The organism is Zeimonas arvi (assembly GCF_008039575.1).
Taxonomy (GTDB): Bacteria; Pseudomonadota; Gammaproteobacteria; order Burkholderiales; family Burkholderiaceae_E; genus Zeimonas; species Zeimonas arvi.
On the sequence record NZ_VDUY01000005.1, the window covers coordinates 55,431 to 70,316 of the forward strand.

Genomic DNA, 14,886 nt, shown 5'->3' on the forward strand with positions numbered 1-14,886 from the left:
GGTTCGGCCCTCAGTATGACTTCGGCAGCCCGAGCACCCGCTCCGCGATGAAGCACAGCACCAGCTGCGGGCTGACCGGCGCGATGCGCGGGATCATGACCTCGCGCAGGTAGCGCTCGACGTGGAACTCCTTGGCATAGCCGAAGCCGCCGTGGGTCATCACCGCCTGCTGGCAGGCATCGAAGCCCGCCTCGCCGGCCAGGTACTTGGCCGCGTTCGCGGCGGCGCCGCAGGGCAGGCCCTTGTCGTACTGCCAGGCCGCCGACAGCATCATCAGCCGCGCCGCCTCGAGCGCCATCCAGTTCTTCGCGAGCGGATGCTGGATCGCCTGGTTCTGGCCGATCGGCCGGTTGAAGACCACCCGCTCCTTCGCATAAGCGGTGGCCTTCGCGAGCGCGCAGCGGCCCAGTCCGATCGCCTCGGCGGCGATCAGGATCCGCTCCGGATTCATGCCGTGCAGGATGTACTCGAAGCCCTTGCCCTCCTCGCCGATCCGGTCCTCGACCGGGATCTCGAAGCCTTCGAAGAACAGCTCGTTCGAGTCGACCACCTTGCGGCCCATCTTCTCGATCTCGTGCACGCGGATGCGGCCGCGATCGAAGTCGGTGTAGAACAGGCTCAGGCCCTCGGTCGGGCGACTGACCTCCTCGAGCGGCGTGGTGCGTGCCAGCAGCAGGATCTTGTCGGCCACCTGCGCGGTCGAGATCCAGACCTTCTGGCCGTCGACCACGTAGCGGTCGCCCTTGCGCGCCGCGCGCAGCTTGAGCTGCGTGGTGTTCAGGCCGGTGTTCGGCTCGGTGACCGCGAAGCAGGCCTTGACCTTGCCAGCCGCCATCGGCGGCAGCATCCGCTTCTTCTGCGCTTCGTCGCCGAACACCACCACCGGGTTCAGGCCGAAGATGTTGATGTGCACGGCCGACGCGCCCGACATGCCCGCGCCCGACTCGGCGATCGCCTGCGCCATGATCGCGGCCTCGGTGATCCCCTGTCCCGAGCCGCCGTAGTCCTCGGGAATGCAGATGCCGAGCCAACCGTTGGCGGCCATCGCGTCGAAGAAGTCGAACGGAAAGCCGCCCTCGCGGTCCTTCTTCAGCCAGTAGGCGTCATCGAAGTCGCGGCAGATGCGCTCGATCGAGTCGCGGATGCTTTCCTGTTCGCCGGTGAGCGAGAAGTCCATCGTCTTCCTCGTCGTTCAGTGCTGGATGTCGGGTGGGCGGACTGCGCCGCGCTCGATCAATTCCCGGATCCGGGCGTCGTCGAAACCGGCCTCGCGCAGGATCTCGTCGCTCTGCTCGCCCAGACGCGGTGCGGGCCGGCTGGGCGACGGCTGGGTGGCCGACCAGGTGGCGGCGATCCGCATGTCGCGGATCCTGCCTTCGCTCGGGTGCTCGACGGCGCGGAAGAAGCCGGTGGCCGCGAGATGCGGGTCGGACAGCAGTCCCTGCAGGTCGTTCATCGGCATCACCGGCACGTCGGCCGCCTCGAGCAGCGCGAGCCACTCGGCGGTCGTGCGCGTCTCGAAGATCCTGGCAAGCTCGGCGTTGACGTGATCGATGTTCGCGATGCGCGCGGCGAAACCGGCAAAGCGCGGGTCCTGCTTCGGCAGGTCCTCGCGGCCGATCGCCGCCAGGAAGGCGTTCCACTGCTTGTCGTTGTAGACCAGCGCGCAGACGAAGCCGTCGCGGGTCCTGTACGACCTGCGGTCGGGCGACAGCTGGCGCCCGTAGCCCCCGGCGTCGAGCGGCGGCTCGAAAGTCAGCCCGCCCAGGTGGTCGCCGAGCACGAAGCCGGCCATCGTCTCCATCATCGGAATGTCGACGCGCTGGCCGCGCCCGGTGCGCTCGCGGTCGACCAGCGTTGCGGCGATGGCGCCCACCGCCGCCAGCGCCACCACCCGGTCGCTCAGCGCGGTCGGCACGTAGCGCGGCGTGCCGTCGCCGGCGCGCGCGATCAGGTGGGGCAGGCCGCAAGCCCCCTGGATCAGGTCGTCGTAGGCGGGCTTGTCGGCGTAGGGCCCGTCCTGGCCGTAGCCGAACACGCCCGCGTAGACGATGCGCGGATTGACCGCCGACACCGCCTCCCAGGACAGGCCCAGCCGGGCCATCGCCTGCGGCCGAACGTTGTAGACCAGCGCGTCGGCCTCGGCGGCAAGCCTGAGCAGCACCTCGCGCCTCTCGGGCTTCTTCAGGTCGAGGCAGATGCTGCGCTTGCCGCGGTTCGTGTTCAGGAAGATCGGACCCATGCCGGCGTGGCGCGCGGGGCCGATCTGCCGCACCAGGTCGCCTTCGGGAGGCTCCACCTTGATCACGTCGGCGCCGTAGTCGGCCAGCGTCTGCGTGGCATACGGGCCCATCAGCACCGTGGTCATGTCCACGATGCGGATGCCGGCCAGCGGCCCCGCCGCAGCGCCGTCGCGCTGCGCCATCGGCTCAGCTCCGGCGCGGCGCGCCCGCCGCCGCGTAAGCCAGGATCTGGCGTGCGTTCTTCAGGTGCGGCTGGTCGATCATCTTTCCGTCGAGCCGGGCCACGCCGGTGCCGCTGCTCTCCTCGAAAGCGGCGATGACCCGAAGCGCCCAGTCGATCTCCTGCTCGCTCGGCACGAAGGCGGCGTTCACCACGTCGACGTGCTTCGGATGGATCACCGCCTTGGCCACGAAGCCGTCGCGGCGCGCCGCCAGGGTCTCTTCGCGCAGGCCGTCGAGATCCTCGATGTCGACGTAGACGGTGTCGACCGCGTCCACGCCCGCCGCGGCCGCGCCGGCCAGGCACAGGTTGCGCGCCAGCAGGAAGGGGCCGAGGTACTGGCCGGCTTCCTTGTTCCGGCTGGCGCCGAGCGAGGCGGACAGGTCCTCTGCGCCCCACATCAGCCCGCACAGTCGCGCGCTCGTCCCGCGATAGTCGCCGAGCCCGAACAGCGAGCGCGCGGTCTCGGTGGCGATGGCCAGGATCCTCGTCGCACCCACCTGCTGGCCGGTCGCCGCCTCGAAGGCGTCGAGGTACAGGTCGAGGCGGCGCAGGTCGTCCGCCGAACCGCACTTGGGCAGCACGATGCCGTGGGGGCGCCCGGACATGACCGCGGCCAGGTCGGCCAGCGTGAGCCCGGTGTCCAGCGCGTTGACCCTCACGAACAGCTTCTTGCCGGCGCGCTCGGCGCCCAGCATCGTGCGCGTGACCTGCCGCGCCTCGGCCTTGCTGGCCGGCGCGACCGAATCCTCCAGGTCGAGGATCAGCGCGTCGGCGGCGCCGGTCATCGCGCGCTCGAACTTGCGCGCGCTGTCCCCGGGAACGAACAGGTAGGAGCGGATCATGGCCGTGCCTCCTCGGCGGGCAGGCGCTTCATGAAGGCCGAGCGCCGGCAGACGCAGACCAGTTCGTCGCGATGGTTGTAGCCACGATGCTCGAACTCGACGATGCCGGCGTTCGGGCGCGAGCCGCTCGCCCTGACCGACACCACCTCGGTCTCCACGCGCAGCGTGTCGCCGTGGAAGACCGGCTTCGGGAAGCGGATGTCCGACATGCCCAGGTTGGCGATCGTCGTGCCCAGCGTGGTGTCGGTCACGCTGATGCCGATCACCAGGCCCAGCGTGAACAGGCTGTTCACCAGCCGCTGGCCGAACTCGGTCTTCTCGGAGAAGTGCGCGTCGAGGTGCAGCGGCTGCATGTTCAGGGTCATCACCGAGAAAAGCGTGTTGTCCATCTCGGTGACGGTGCGGGTCACCGCGTGGCGGAACACGTGCCCGGGTTCGAACTGCTCGAAATGGAGTCCTGCCATGTCCTAAGCTCCCCTGTCCTGGGTCGTGATGGTCGAAGCCGGCGCGGGGGGTGACCCTGGCGGCGGGGCGATCGGCGCGCACGGCGGATCGCGGAACTGGCGCGCGGCGCCGCTGGCAACGAGGGCGTCGATCCGATCGGGTTCGAAGCCCGCCTCGGCGAGCACCTCGCGCGTGTGCTCGCCGAGGTTGGGGGCATGCCGGTAGATGCCGGGCGGTGTCTTCGAGAAGGCCTGTGCCGGACGGATCTGCTTGATCGCGCCCTCGGTCGGGTGCTCGACGAGCTCGACGAAGCCGGCGGCCGCGAGATGCGGATCATGTTCGAGGTCTTCGATCCGGGTGACCGGCATCGCAGGAAGGTCGTGCGCCTCGAACAGCTCCAGCCACTCGGCCGTCGTGCGTCCGGTCAGGACCTCGGCCAGCATCGCGTAGGCTTCGTCGAAGTGCTGGGCGCGCGTGGCCTGGTCGGCGAAGCGCGGATCGCTGTCCCAGATGTCGGGCCGGCCGATCGCCTCGAAGAAGCTTCGCCACTGGCGGTCGTTGTAGACCAGCACGCTGATGAAACCGTCGCGCGTGCGATAGGGCCGTCGGTTCGACGAGATCAGGCGGCTGTAGCCGGGCGGACCGATCGGCGGTTCGAAGGACAGTCCGCCCAGGTGGTCGCCCAGCACGACCTGTGCCACCGACTCGAACATCGGCACCTCGACGTCCTGCCCCTCGCCGGTGCGCTGGCGGTGCAACAGGGCGGCCAGCATCGCGTGGACCGCGTTCAGCCCGGAGATCCGGTCGGCGATCACCGAGGGCACGTAGCGCGGGGCCTCGTCGCCGGCCAGCTCGAACATCGAGGCCATGCCGCTGGCCGCCTGGATCAGGTCGTCGTAGGCCGGCCGGCCGGCGTAAGGGCCGTTGCGCCCGTATCCGACGAGCCCCACGTGGACGATTCCCGGGTTCACCCGGGCGATGTCCACGTAGGCCAGGCCCAGCCGGGCCATGGCGGCCGGACGGATGTTGTGGACGATCGCATCGGCGCCTTCGCACAGGCGCAGCAGCGCCTCGCGCCCCTCCGGCCGCCGGATGTCCAGCACCACGCTGCGCTTGTTGCGGTTGGCGTGCAGGAAGAGCGGCCCCATGTCGCGGTGCCGCTTGGCGCCCGCCACCCGCATCACGTCGCCCTCGGGTGGCTCGACCTTGATCACGTCGGCGCCGTAGTCGGCCGCGATCTGGGTGGCGTACGGCCCCATCAGCACCGTCGTCATGTCGACGATGCGAAAGCCGCGCAGCGGGCCCGCCTGCTTACTTGAGCGCGTCAACGTAGGCCTCGAGGACCTCGGTGCCCGGCTTGCCGCGCTTGTCGAGCGCGGCCGCCCAGTCCTTCTGGACCGTGGCCGCGATGCCGGCCAGCTTCTTCGTGTCGGCTTCGCCCAGCCTGGTGAAGCTCACGCCGGCGGCCGCGATCTTCGCGCGGTTCGCGGCGACGCCATTGTCGAGGAAGGTGCAGACGTTGTTCGCAGCGGCGTCGCCGGCCGAGAGCATCGCCTGCCGCACGTTCTCGGGCAGCGACAGGAACTTCTTCTGGCTGATGCCGTAGCTGATCAGCACCGTGCCGAAGCTCACGTCCTGCGTGGCGCCCTTCAGGCGGCTGGGCAGGTCGTAGGCCAGCAGGCTGGCGGTCGGGAACACGACGCCATCGATGGTGCCGCGCGACAGCGATTCGTAGGTGTCGGGCGCCGCCATGTTGACCGGCACGCCGCCCAGCGCCTTGATGGTCGCGCCCTGGGCCGCGCCGGCGGTGCGCAGCTTCATGCCGTTGATCGACTCGAGCGACTCGATCTTCCGGGTGGCATAGACCTGGTACGGCTCGAGGATCGCGCCGAACAGGACGACGAACCCGTTGGGCGCCAGTTCCTGCTTGTCGAGGACGCCGCCGCGCACCAGCTTCATGAAGGCCCGCGTGCCCTGGCAGGAGGTGCTCGCCAGGCCCGGAAGCTCGGACACCGTCATGAGCGGCATCTTGTCCGACACGTAGGACGGCACCACGTACGCGATGTCGGCGACGCCGGTCATCGCGAGCTGGAACATGTCCTTGGCCTTGCCCAGCTGCTCTGCCGGGAAATGCTGGACCTCGACCGCGTTGTTGGTCTGGCGACGGACCTCGGCGATCCAGAACTTCAGGCCCTGCTCGGCGAAGAAATGGCCGACCGGCAGCGAATCGGCCACGCGCAGCGAGGTCTGTGCGCCGGCGAAGAGCGGCAGGGCGGCGACCGCCGCCGCGGCCGCGAGTCTGGCGAGTTTCATGCTTGTCTCCTCATGGATGTGAAAGCGGGACGTGAAGCCAGGGGCGGGGCCGCGTCAGAGCATCCGCGACGGGAGCCACAGCACCAGCTGCGGCATCGCCACGAGCACGGCGATGAGAACGAAATGCGCGAGCACGTGCGGCCAGGCGCCGACGAACACCTCCGACAGGGGGCGCCGCGCGTACCTGGCCACCACGAAGGCGTTGAGCCCGACCGGCGGCGTGATCATCCCGACCTCGCCGGCCACGATCATCACGACACCGAACCAGACCGGGTCGTAGCCCATCGCCTGGACCACCGGAAGCATGACCGGCACGGTCAGCACGAGGATCGCGATCTGGTCCAGGAAGCAGCCCAGCACGACCAGGATGCCGATGATGACCGCGATGACCAGCCAGGGCGGCAGTTCGAGGGCACCGATGCCGGCGACCACCTTCGGCGTGACGCCGGTGAGCGTGAAGAAGTAGCCGAAGACGTGCGCGCCGACCAGGATCATGAAGATCATCGCGGTCGAGCGCAGCGCGTTCAGCGAGGCGGCATAGAGCTTGCCGCCCCGCATCCGGCCGGAGGCCGCAGCGATCGCGAAGGCGCCGCCGGCGCCGAGCGCCGAGGCCTCGGTCGGGGTAGCGATGCCCAGGTAGATCACCCCGGTCACGAAGCCGAACAGCACGATCATCGCCCAGACCCCCCGCAGCGAGGAGACCTTCTCGCGCAGGCTGTGGCCGTCGCCTCGCGGCGCGCGCGAGGGATCGCGCCAGACCAGGTAGAGCACCGTGAGCACGATCGTGAAGGTGACCAGGATGCCCGGGATCACCCCGCCGATCAGCAGCTTGCCGATGCTGACGTCGGCGATGATGCCGAACAGGATCAGCGCGATGCTGGGCGGGATCAGCATCGCCAGCGTGCCCGAGATCGCCACCACGCCGCAGGCGAACCGCGGCTCGTAGCCCTGCTCGAGCATGGCCGGGATCGAGGTGGCCGACAACGTCGCCGCGGCCGCGGTGCTCGACCCGGAGATCGCACCGAAGCCGGCGCCGGAGAGCGCGGTGGCGATCCCGAGGCCGCCCGGGACCCTGCCCACCCAGACCGCGGCGGCCCTGAACAGGTTGTCGGCGATCCCGCTCAGGATCACGAACTCCGCCATCAGGATGAACATCGGGATGGAGATCAGCTCGTAGGAACTGACCGTGGAGATCGAGGTCGTCGACAGGATGCCCGACAGCAGCCCGAAGCCGCCGTGGGCGAGCAGCCCCGCCGCGCCGGCGATGGCGAGCGAGAAGCCCACCGGCACGCCCCCGGCCAGCAGCAGGAACAGCAGCACGACGATCGATGCCGCCAGCATCAGTGGTCCTCCACGCGCGCCGGCAGCGCGATCAGCGCCTTGCCGGTGACCAGCGACAGCGCGTGACCGACCGCGCGACCCAGCAGGCGCAGCGCGATGACGGCGCTGCCCAGCGCGACGATCGCGTCGGGGATCCAGCTGGGCCATTCGACGGCGCCCATCACCACCGCGCCCGAGGCCCACTTCTCGAGCGACGAGCTCGCGAACAGCCAGACGATGACCGAGAAGACCCCCGCCATCGCGAGACCGCCGAGCACCTCGACGCCGCGCGCCAGCCAGGGCGGCATGGCGGGGCGCAGCAGATCGACCGCGATGTGATGGTCGGCCGCGAGGGTGTCGGAGACCGCGAAATAGAACATCGCGGGCATCAGGTACATGCCGATCAGCTCGTAGGACCACGGAAAGGGCGCGTTCATCAGGTAGCGCGCGCCCACGTCGCAGAACACGATGGCCATCACCGCCAGCAGGCAGGCGACGCCGATCGCGCGCAGGATGCGCTCGAGTGCCGCCATCAGGGCCCGGTTGCGCGCGATCATCGCCGGTCTTCTCCTGAGTCGGGGCGTGCTCCGCGCATGCGCTCTCTCCGCCCGCTCAGGGCAGCCTGGCCACGAGCGCCCGCGCCTCGTCGCGCAGCAGGCGGCCGATCTGGTCCACCTTCGCCTCCACGCGGTGGCGGGGCGCCGCGACGACCAGCGCGTGGATCGTGCCGTGCAGGTCGAAGCCCGAGGCCACCGAGATCACGTCCGGACGGAACTCGCCGAGGTTGGTCGACCAGCACTGCCGGCGCTCCCTTTCCACCGTGTCGAGCAGCGTCTTGCGGACCAGGCGCGCGCGGCCCGAGCCCCCCGCGGGCAGCGCGGCGACCACCGCGCGCCGCGCGTCTTCGCCGAGCACCGCCAGTTGCGCCCGGCCCGAGGCCGAGAGGTGCAGCGGCTTCGTCTCGCCCGGATGGGCCGCGAAGCGCACCAGCTCGCGGGACTCGACGACATCGAGGTACAGGGAGCGATCGGTGGCGAGCACCGAGTCGATCGCGGTCTCGCCGGTCAGGTCGCGCAGGCGCTCAAGCGACTCGCGGATCCGCAGCGAAACGGGATCGTTCTCGGAGACCGCGTGCGCCAGGTCGAGCCAGCGTCGCGTGGGGTAGTAGGTCGGCGCAGGCCCCACGCGATAGAGGTAGCCCCGCCCCACCAGCGTGGCGAGCAGCGCGAGCGCGCTCGACCGGGGCGCCTCGATGGCCCGCGACACCTCGCCGAGCGACATCGGGCGCGCCGCTTCCGCAAAGGCCTCGAGGATCTGCAGGGTGCGCAACGCGCTTTTTACCGACATGTGTGTCGCAGCGGGGCGCCCGATCCGGGCGCTCATTCTTGTTCACATAGGTGAACGTTCATTTACAGGCTTGAATCGTGTCATGGCCCCGGGCGCATCGTCAACATTGCGCCGCAGCATCGGCCGCGAGCGCGAAGCCTGGTGTTCGATCACCCTGCATCGTGCGCGAGCGCTTGCCAGCCCGTTCTCGATCATGAATAATTGTTCATGAATGTGAACGTCGATGAGCCGACCGGCGCGCCGGCGCCCCTGCGCGAGGCCACGCCGACGGCGGTGACCGTCGTCGGCCTCGCCTTCGTCTTCAACTTCCTCGGCCGTGGCGTGGCCGACGCCTTCTCGGCCTACATCCTGCCGCTCGAAGCCGAGTTCGGCTGGTCGCGCCAGTCGATGACCGGCGTGTTCGCGACCTACATGCTGATGGCGGGCCTGGCCTCGCCCGCGGCCGGCGCGCTGTTCGATCGCTTCGGCCCGCGCGTGGTGTACGGCGCCGGGCTTGCGTTGCTCGGCGGGGGCGCCTGGCTGGCCGGCCGCATCGAATCGCTCTGGCAGCTCTACGCGAGCGCGGGCCTGATGGTGGGCGCCGGCGTGGCCGCGCTCGGCATGGTCTGCGCCGCGACGCTGATCGGCCGCTGGTTCACCCGCAGCCTGGCGACCGCGATCTCGATCGCGTACTCGGGCTTCGGCTGCGGGATCCTCCTCATGCTGCCGCTGGTCCAGTACCTGATCGACACGGTGGGATGGCGCAGCGCCTGCCAGGCCGTCGGCCTGTTCGTGCTGGCCCTGGTGCCGGTCTGCCTCGCGCTGCCCTGGGGGCGCCTGGCGGGACGCTCGCGCGCGCACCTCGCCGTCGCCCGGGCCCCTGCCTCGACCGGCCCGGACACCGTGAGCGGCGCCACCACCGATCGGCCGGCGGACTGGACCCTGCGCAGCGCGATGCGCTCGGTGGCCTACTGGCGGCTGGTGCAGGTGTTCTTCTTCACCTCGGTGGGCATCTACTGCGTGTCGCCGCAGATCGTGGCCTTCCTGACCGAATCCGGCTTCACGCCGATCGCGGCGGCCAGCGCCTTCGGCTTCGCCGGGCTGCTGTCCACCGGCGGCATGATCGTCACCGGCTGGCTGGCCGACCGCCTGGGCTTCGCTCGCGCGGCGCTGCTGAGCTTCGGGCTGACGTCCGCCGGCATCCTCGGGCTGCTCGCGATCTCGTACCAGGCCACTCTGGCGGCGCTGGTCGGCTACGTGCTCTTCTTCGGCATCGCCCAGGGCGCCCGCGGCCCCATCGTATCCACGATGTCGAACCGGATCTTCGCGGGGCCAAGCGCGGGGACCATCTACGGCACGATCTACGCGGCCATGTCGGTGGGCGGCGCCTGTGGCTCGCTGGCCGGCGGGATCCTGCACGATGCGACCGGTGGCTACCGCGCGGTCGTCCTGATGTCGCTGGGGGCGATCGCGCTGGCCGCCGAGCCCTTCCGCCCCGGCGGCACGCTGGCGGGCGCTATCGCAGCGCGTCGTGCAGCGCCACGAATTCCTGCGTGAGCTTGTGGCGCGGGTCCAGGTGGACCATGGGCGTGGCCCGTTCGTGCGATTCTCGGATCCGCACGCTGGCGCTCAGGTAGGGGTGCAGCACCGGCAGGCCTTCCTCGATCAGCTCCCGCACCGTGCGCTGCGGCAGGTTGGCGCGGGGCTGGAACTGGTTCACGACGATGCCCGCCACCTCCAGCGCCTCGTTGTGGTCGGCCTGGATCTCGCCGACGCTCTCGAGCAGCCCGTACAGCGCGCGGCGCGAGAACTCGTCGCAATCGAAGGGAATCAGGCAGCGCTGCGCGGCGATCAGCGCCGAGCGGGTGTAGAAGTTCAGCGCGGGCGGCGTGTCGATCCAGACGCGGTCGTAGTCCTCGGCAAGCGCCTCGAGGGCGTCGCGCAGCTTGTAGATCTTGTAGCGCGACTCGAGCTTGCCCTGAAGCTCCTCGAGTCGCGAGTCCGAGCGCATCAGGTCGAGGTTCTCCCACGGCGTTCGGGTGACGAACTCGCCCGCGTCGCGGGGCCGCAGCGCGAACCTGAGGACGTGGTCGAAGAAGCCGGCCGCGCCCTCGGCAGGCTGGTCCGCCTCGGCACCGAGGAGGTATCGGCTGGCGTTGCCCTGCGGGTCGAGATCCACGACGAGCGTGCGCAGCCCTTGCTGCGCGCCGATCGCGGCGAGATTGCAGGTGATCGTGGACTTGCCCACGCCGCCCTTCTGGTTGAACACCACGTAACGCATCGGGTCCTGCCTTCGGTTGGCGCGCCTGCGGCCGGACGAGGCGCAGCGACGCTGCCACGAGAGTATACGGAGCCGCGCCTTGCAGAGCGGCGCCGGCGCTTTGCGTTACGCTAGCGGCTTGCGCGCTGCGCCCGAACGAACCCACCGCGATTCCTCCCGATGAGCCGATTCTGGAGCCAGATCGTCCGCGAGCTGACGCCCTACGTACCCGGCGAGCAGCCCAGGCAGGCCAATCTGGTGAAGCTGAACACCAACGAGAACCCCTATCCGCCCTCCCCGGCGGTGCTGGCGGCGATCCGCGCCGAGCTCGGCGACGACGGCGCGCGCCTGCGGCTGTACCCGGATCCGCAAGGAACCGTCCTGCGCGAGGCGATCGCCGAGCAGGAAGGCTTGTCTCCCGACCATGTCTTCGTGGGCAACGGCTCGGACGAGGTGCTGGCCTTCGCCTTCCAGGCGCTGCTGGCCCATCCCGAGCCGCTGCGCTTTCCGGACATCAGCTACAGCTTCTATCCCACCTACTGTCGCCTGTACCGGATCGCGGCGCGCCAGGTGCCGCTGCGCGACGCGGGATTCGCGCTCGACGTGAGCGACTACGCCGGCGGCGGCCCGGTGATCCTGCCCAACCCCAACGCGCCGACCGGCCGGGCCATCGCGCGCGCCGACATCGCCCGTCTGCTCGAGGCGAACGCCGACTGGCCGGTGGTGATCGACGAGGCCTACGTGTCCTTCGGCGCCGAGAGCGCCGCGCCGCTGATCGCCTCGCACGACAACCTGCTGGTGGTGCGCACGCTGTCGAAGTCCTACTCGCTGGCCGGCCTGCGCGTGGGCTACGCGCTGGGCCACCCCGGCCTCGTCGAGGCGCTGGTGCGGGTCAAGGACAGCTTCAACTCCTATCCGCTGGACCGGCTCGCGCTGGCGGCGGCCACCGCGGCGGTGCGCGACACCGAGTGGCTCGCGCGCACCAGCGCGGCCGTGATCGAGAGCCGCGAGAAGCTTTCGGCGGACCTCGCCGCGCTCGGCTTGGAGGTGCTCCCGTCGAAGGCCAACTTCGTGTTCGCGAGCCATCCCGGGCACGATGCCGCGGCGCTGTCGCGCGCGCTGCGCGAGCGGGCGATCATCGTCCGCCACTTCGGCGCGCAGCGGATCGCGCAGTGGCTGCGGATCACGATCGGCACGCCGGCGGAGTGCGAGGCGCTGGTCGGCGCGCTGCGCGAGATCCTGGCGCAGGCGGCCTGAGCGCGAGTGCGGTACACCCGAGCACGAGTGCGGTACCCCTGAGCGCGGCCGCTAGTCGAGCGCGATCAGTACGGGCTGGTGGTCCGAGGCCTGCGTGTCGCCGTCCACACGCAGTTCGCGCAACCGCGGCAACAGGTCCTCGCTCGCGTAGATGAAGTCGCAGGCATAGGGCGCCGGCCACTGGGCCCGGTCGTGCACGCCGTTCGTGAAGGCGTGCGGCAGGCCCGGGTGCGCATGGCGCCATGCGTCGACCAGCGCGGGGGGCCGCCCGGCGCCCTCGAGCAGCTCGAAGTCCGCCTGCATTCGCGCATGGCAAGGATCCTCGGGCAGGTAGTTGAAGTCGCCGGTCAGGATCGCCGACACCGGCTGGTCCCAGGTGTGGAAAGGGCCGTGCGAGGCGTCGCGCGCCCGGTCGAGCCGCGCATGCGAGAAGGCCTCGGCGTGTCGCGCCCGCACCGCCTCGACCTGCGCGGCGCGCTGCACGGGCGAGTAGTACTCCAGGTGGGTGGTCATCACCCTCAGGGGTCCGAAGGGCGCCTGCACGGTGGCCTCGAGCAGCAGCCGCGGCATCCCGTTGGTGTCGGGGTCGGCCGGCCAGGGCAGCTGGATGCGCAGCACCTGCCTGACCGGCAACCGGCTCAGGATCATGTTGCCGAACACCCGCCGGCCGCCGTCGGGCGCGGGCGCATCGACCGCCGCGCCGGGCACCGCGGTGTAGCCGGGCAGCAGCTCGGCCAGCAAGGCGAACTGGTTCTCGCCGCGGCTGCCCGCGAGCGCCGGAAAGTTCGCCGCGACCTCCTGCAGGCACAGCACGTCGAAATCGGCCAGCGCCCGCGCATGCTCGACGATGCGCGCCGGATCGACGCGGCCGTCGACGCCGCGGCACCACTGGATGTTCCAGGTGATCAGCTTCATCGGATGCGCTCCTTCAGCGAATGCCCGCCCGCATGAACGACTGCACGAACTGCCGCTGGAAGAGCAGGAAGCCCAGCAGCAGCGGCGCCGAGGTCATCAGCGTTGCCGCGGTGATGATCGACCAATCGACACCCTGGTCGGTGGACGAGAAGACCTGCAGCCCCACGGTGAGTGGCCGCGTCTCCACCGAGCTGGTCACGATCAGCGGCCACAGGAAGTTGTTCCAGTGATGGCTGACCGACACCAGCGCGTAGGCGAGGTAGACCGGCCGGGCCAGCGGCACGTAGACCTTCCAGAGCACCTGCAGCGCGCTGGCGCCCTCGACCCGCGCCGCCTCGTCGAGCTCGCGCGGCACCGTCTTGAAGGTCTGGCGCAGCAGGAAGATGCCGAAGGCCGACGCGAAATAGGGCAGCCCGATCGCCAGGATCGTGTCGCGCAGCCCCAGCGCGTTCATCGTGTTGTAGTTCTCCACGATCAGCACGTCGGGCATCACCATCAGCTGCAGCAGCACCAGCATGAAGACCAGGTCGCGACCGCGGAACTCGAAGCGCGCGAAAGCATAGGCAGCCAGCGTGCCCAGCACCATCTGCGCGGCCAGGATCATCGTGACCAGCAGGAAGGTGTTCAGGAAGTAGCGCGCGAAGGGCGCGGCGTTCCAGGCGTTGACGAAGTTCTGCAAGGTGAGCGGCGCGCCCAGCTCGAACCGGGTCGAGTACTCGGCCGGATGGAAGGCGGTCCACACCGCGTAGGCCAGCGGCAGGACCCACAGCAGGCCCAGCAGCCACGCGCCTGCAGCCTCGAGCAGCGCGGCGAGACGGCCGCGCTCGAAGCCGCCCGCCGCGTTCGACCCGGATCCGGCCGCGCTCATTGGTAGTGCGTCCGGCGGTCGAGGAAGCGGAACTTCACGACCGCGGCCAGGCCCAGGACGGCCAGCACGACCATGGTCAGCGCCGCCGCGTAGGCCGAGTCCCAGAAGCTGAATCCGACCTGGTAGATGTAGTAGAGAAGCAGCGCGCTGGCGTTGTCCGGCCCGCCGCGCGTCATCACGAAGATGTGGTCCACCATGCGCACCGAGTTGATCAGCGCGTTGATCAGCACGAACAGCGTGGTGGGCATCAGCAGCGGGAACAGCACGCGGCGGAAGTACTGCCAGCGCGACGCTCCCTCCAGCGCCGCGGCCTCGGCCAAGGTGGGCGAGATCTGCTGCAGTGCGGCCAGGTAGAAGATCATGAAGAAGCCGGCCTCCTTCCAGATCGCCACCACGATGGTCGCGCCGAGCGCGGTGCTGCGGTCCCCGAGCCAGTTGTGGCTGGGCAGGCCGAGCGCGCCGGTGATCTGCTCCAGCAGGCCGTACTGCGGCGTGTAGAAGAACAGCCAGATGTTGGCGACCGCGATCATCGGCAGCACGGTCGGCGTGAAGTAGGCCATCCGCAGGAAGCCGCGCCCGGCGATCTTGCCGTTGACCCACAGCGCCATCGCGATCGCGATCGCGATCGAGGCCGGAATGGTGCCCAGCGCGAACCACAGGTTGTTCCACAGCGCCTGCCAGAAAACATCGTCCTCCAGCATGTACCGGTAGTTCTCCAGGCCGACGAAGGCCGCCCGCCGCGAGCCCTTGGGTGTGCTGAACAGGCTGTGCCAGGCGGTGGCCACCGCCGGCCAGTGCGTGAACAGCACGAGCAGGACCAGGGCCGGCAGCAGCAGCAGCCAGCCGGTGACCTGGGCCTGCAGCGACGGGCGCAT

Annotated in this window: 15 protein-coding genes; 2 read left to right on the plus strand and 13 right to left on the minus strand. The window is 70.0% G+C overall.

All coding sequences use genetic code 11. From position 1 onward, the window contains the following. Positions 1-10 precede the first annotated feature (10 nt). The 9 genes from FHP08_RS12725 to FHP08_RS12765 are packed head-to-tail and all read right to left on the minus strand — an operon-like array spanning position 11 to position 8,732. Positions 11-1,177: an acyl-CoA dehydrogenase family protein gene (locus tag FHP08_RS12725; RefSeq protein WP_147704860.1), complete on the minus strand. Its 1,167-nt coding sequence runs from the start codon at positions 1,175-1,177 to the stop codon at positions 11-13. Positions 1,178-1,192: 15 nt separating this feature from the next. After that, on the minus strand, positions 1,193-2,425 hold the full coding sequence (locus FHP08_RS12730; RefSeq protein ID WP_147704861.1) for a CaiB/BaiF CoA transferase family protein: 1,233 nt from the start codon (positions 2,423-2,425) through the stop codon (positions 1,193-1,195). Positions 2,426-2,429: 4 nt separating this feature from the next. Next, complete coding sequence (locus FHP08_RS12735) at positions 2,430-3,308, minus strand: HpcH/HpaI aldolase/citrate lyase family protein (RefSeq protein WP_222707887.1); 879 nt, start codon at positions 3,306-3,308, stop codon at positions 2,430-2,432. Then, complete coding sequence (locus tag FHP08_RS12740; protein ID WP_147704862.1) at positions 3,305-3,772, minus strand: MaoC family dehydratase; 468 nt, start codon at positions 3,770-3,772, stop codon at positions 3,305-3,307. The genes FHP08_RS12735 and FHP08_RS12740 overlap by 4 nt, the downstream gene beginning before the upstream one ends. 3 nt (positions 3,773-3,775) lie before the next feature. After that, the gene (locus tag FHP08_RS12745) at positions 3,776-5,080 is read right to left on the minus strand and encodes a CaiB/BaiF CoA transferase family protein (RefSeq protein WP_187272288.1); all 1,305 of its coding nucleotides are present in this window, start codon (positions 5,078-5,080) and stop codon (positions 3,776-3,778) included. Then, positions 5,064-6,065, minus strand: coding sequence for a TRAP transporter substrate-binding protein (locus tag FHP08_RS12750; RefSeq protein WP_147704863.1), 1,002 nt, complete (start codon positions 6,063-6,065; stop codon positions 5,064-5,066). Before FHP08_RS12750 ends, FHP08_RS12745 begins: the two co-directional genes overlap by 17 nt. Positions 6,066-6,119: 54 nt before the next feature. Next, complete coding sequence (locus tag FHP08_RS12755) at positions 6,120-7,406, minus strand: TRAP transporter large permease (protein WP_147704864.1); 1,287 nt, start codon at positions 7,404-7,406, stop codon at positions 6,120-6,122. Beyond that, positions 7,406-7,942 carry a TRAP transporter small permease gene (locus FHP08_RS12760; protein ID WP_147704865.1) on the minus strand — a complete coding sequence of 179 codons (537 nt, stop codon included), beginning with the start codon at positions 7,940-7,942 and terminating at the stop codon, positions 7,406-7,408. The genes FHP08_RS12755 and FHP08_RS12760 overlap by 1 nt, the downstream gene beginning before the upstream one ends. 55 nt (positions 7,943-7,997) lie before the next feature. Then, entirely contained in the window at positions 7,998-8,732 is a 735-nt protein-coding gene (locus FHP08_RS12765) for an IclR family transcriptional regulator (protein WP_187272289.1), read from the minus strand. 207 nt (positions 8,733-8,939) lie between these two features. Between FHP08_RS12765 and FHP08_RS12770 the strand changes: the two genes are divergently transcribed. Beyond that, complete coding sequence (locus FHP08_RS12770) at positions 8,940-10,268, plus strand: MFS transporter (RefSeq protein ID WP_147704867.1); 1,329 nt, start codon at positions 8,940-8,942, stop codon at positions 10,266-10,268. On the opposite strand, the gene FHP08_RS12775 is transcribed toward FHP08_RS12770, so the two are convergent. Then, entirely contained in the window at positions 10,228-10,992 is a 765-nt protein-coding gene (locus FHP08_RS12775) for a ParA family protein (RefSeq protein WP_147704868.1), read from the minus strand. The two genes, FHP08_RS12770 and FHP08_RS12775, sit on opposite strands and share 41 nt — an antisense overlap. A gap of 159 nt (positions 10,993-11,151) precedes the next feature. On the opposite strand from FHP08_RS12775, the gene hisC reads away from it, so the two are divergent. Further along, positions 11,152-12,228 carry a histidinol-phosphate transaminase gene (hisC, locus tag FHP08_RS12780; RefSeq protein ID WP_147704869.1) on the plus strand — a complete coding sequence of 359 codons (1,077 nt, stop codon included), beginning with the start codon at positions 11,152-11,154 and terminating at the stop codon, positions 12,226-12,228. Positions 12,229-12,279: 51 nt separating this feature from the next. Here the strand turns inward: hisC and FHP08_RS12785 are convergent, their stop codons facing one another. From FHP08_RS12785 to FHP08_RS12795, 3 genes are read right to left on the minus strand one after another with little or no spacing between them, the layout of a single operon-like run. Then, a complete protein-coding gene (locus FHP08_RS12785; RefSeq protein WP_147704870.1) occupies positions 12,280-13,143 on the minus strand; it encodes an endonuclease/exonuclease/phosphatase family protein in 864 nt (287 codons plus the stop codon). Between the two features lie 13 nt (positions 13,144-13,156). After that, entirely contained in the window at positions 13,157-14,011 is an 855-nt protein-coding gene (locus FHP08_RS12790) for a carbohydrate ABC transporter permease (protein ID WP_147704871.1), read from the minus strand. Further along, on the minus strand, positions 14,008-14,886 hold the full coding sequence (locus FHP08_RS12795; protein WP_147704872.1) for a carbohydrate ABC transporter permease: 879 nt from the start codon (positions 14,884-14,886) through the stop codon (positions 14,008-14,010). The genes FHP08_RS12790 and FHP08_RS12795 overlap by 4 nt, the downstream gene beginning before the upstream one ends.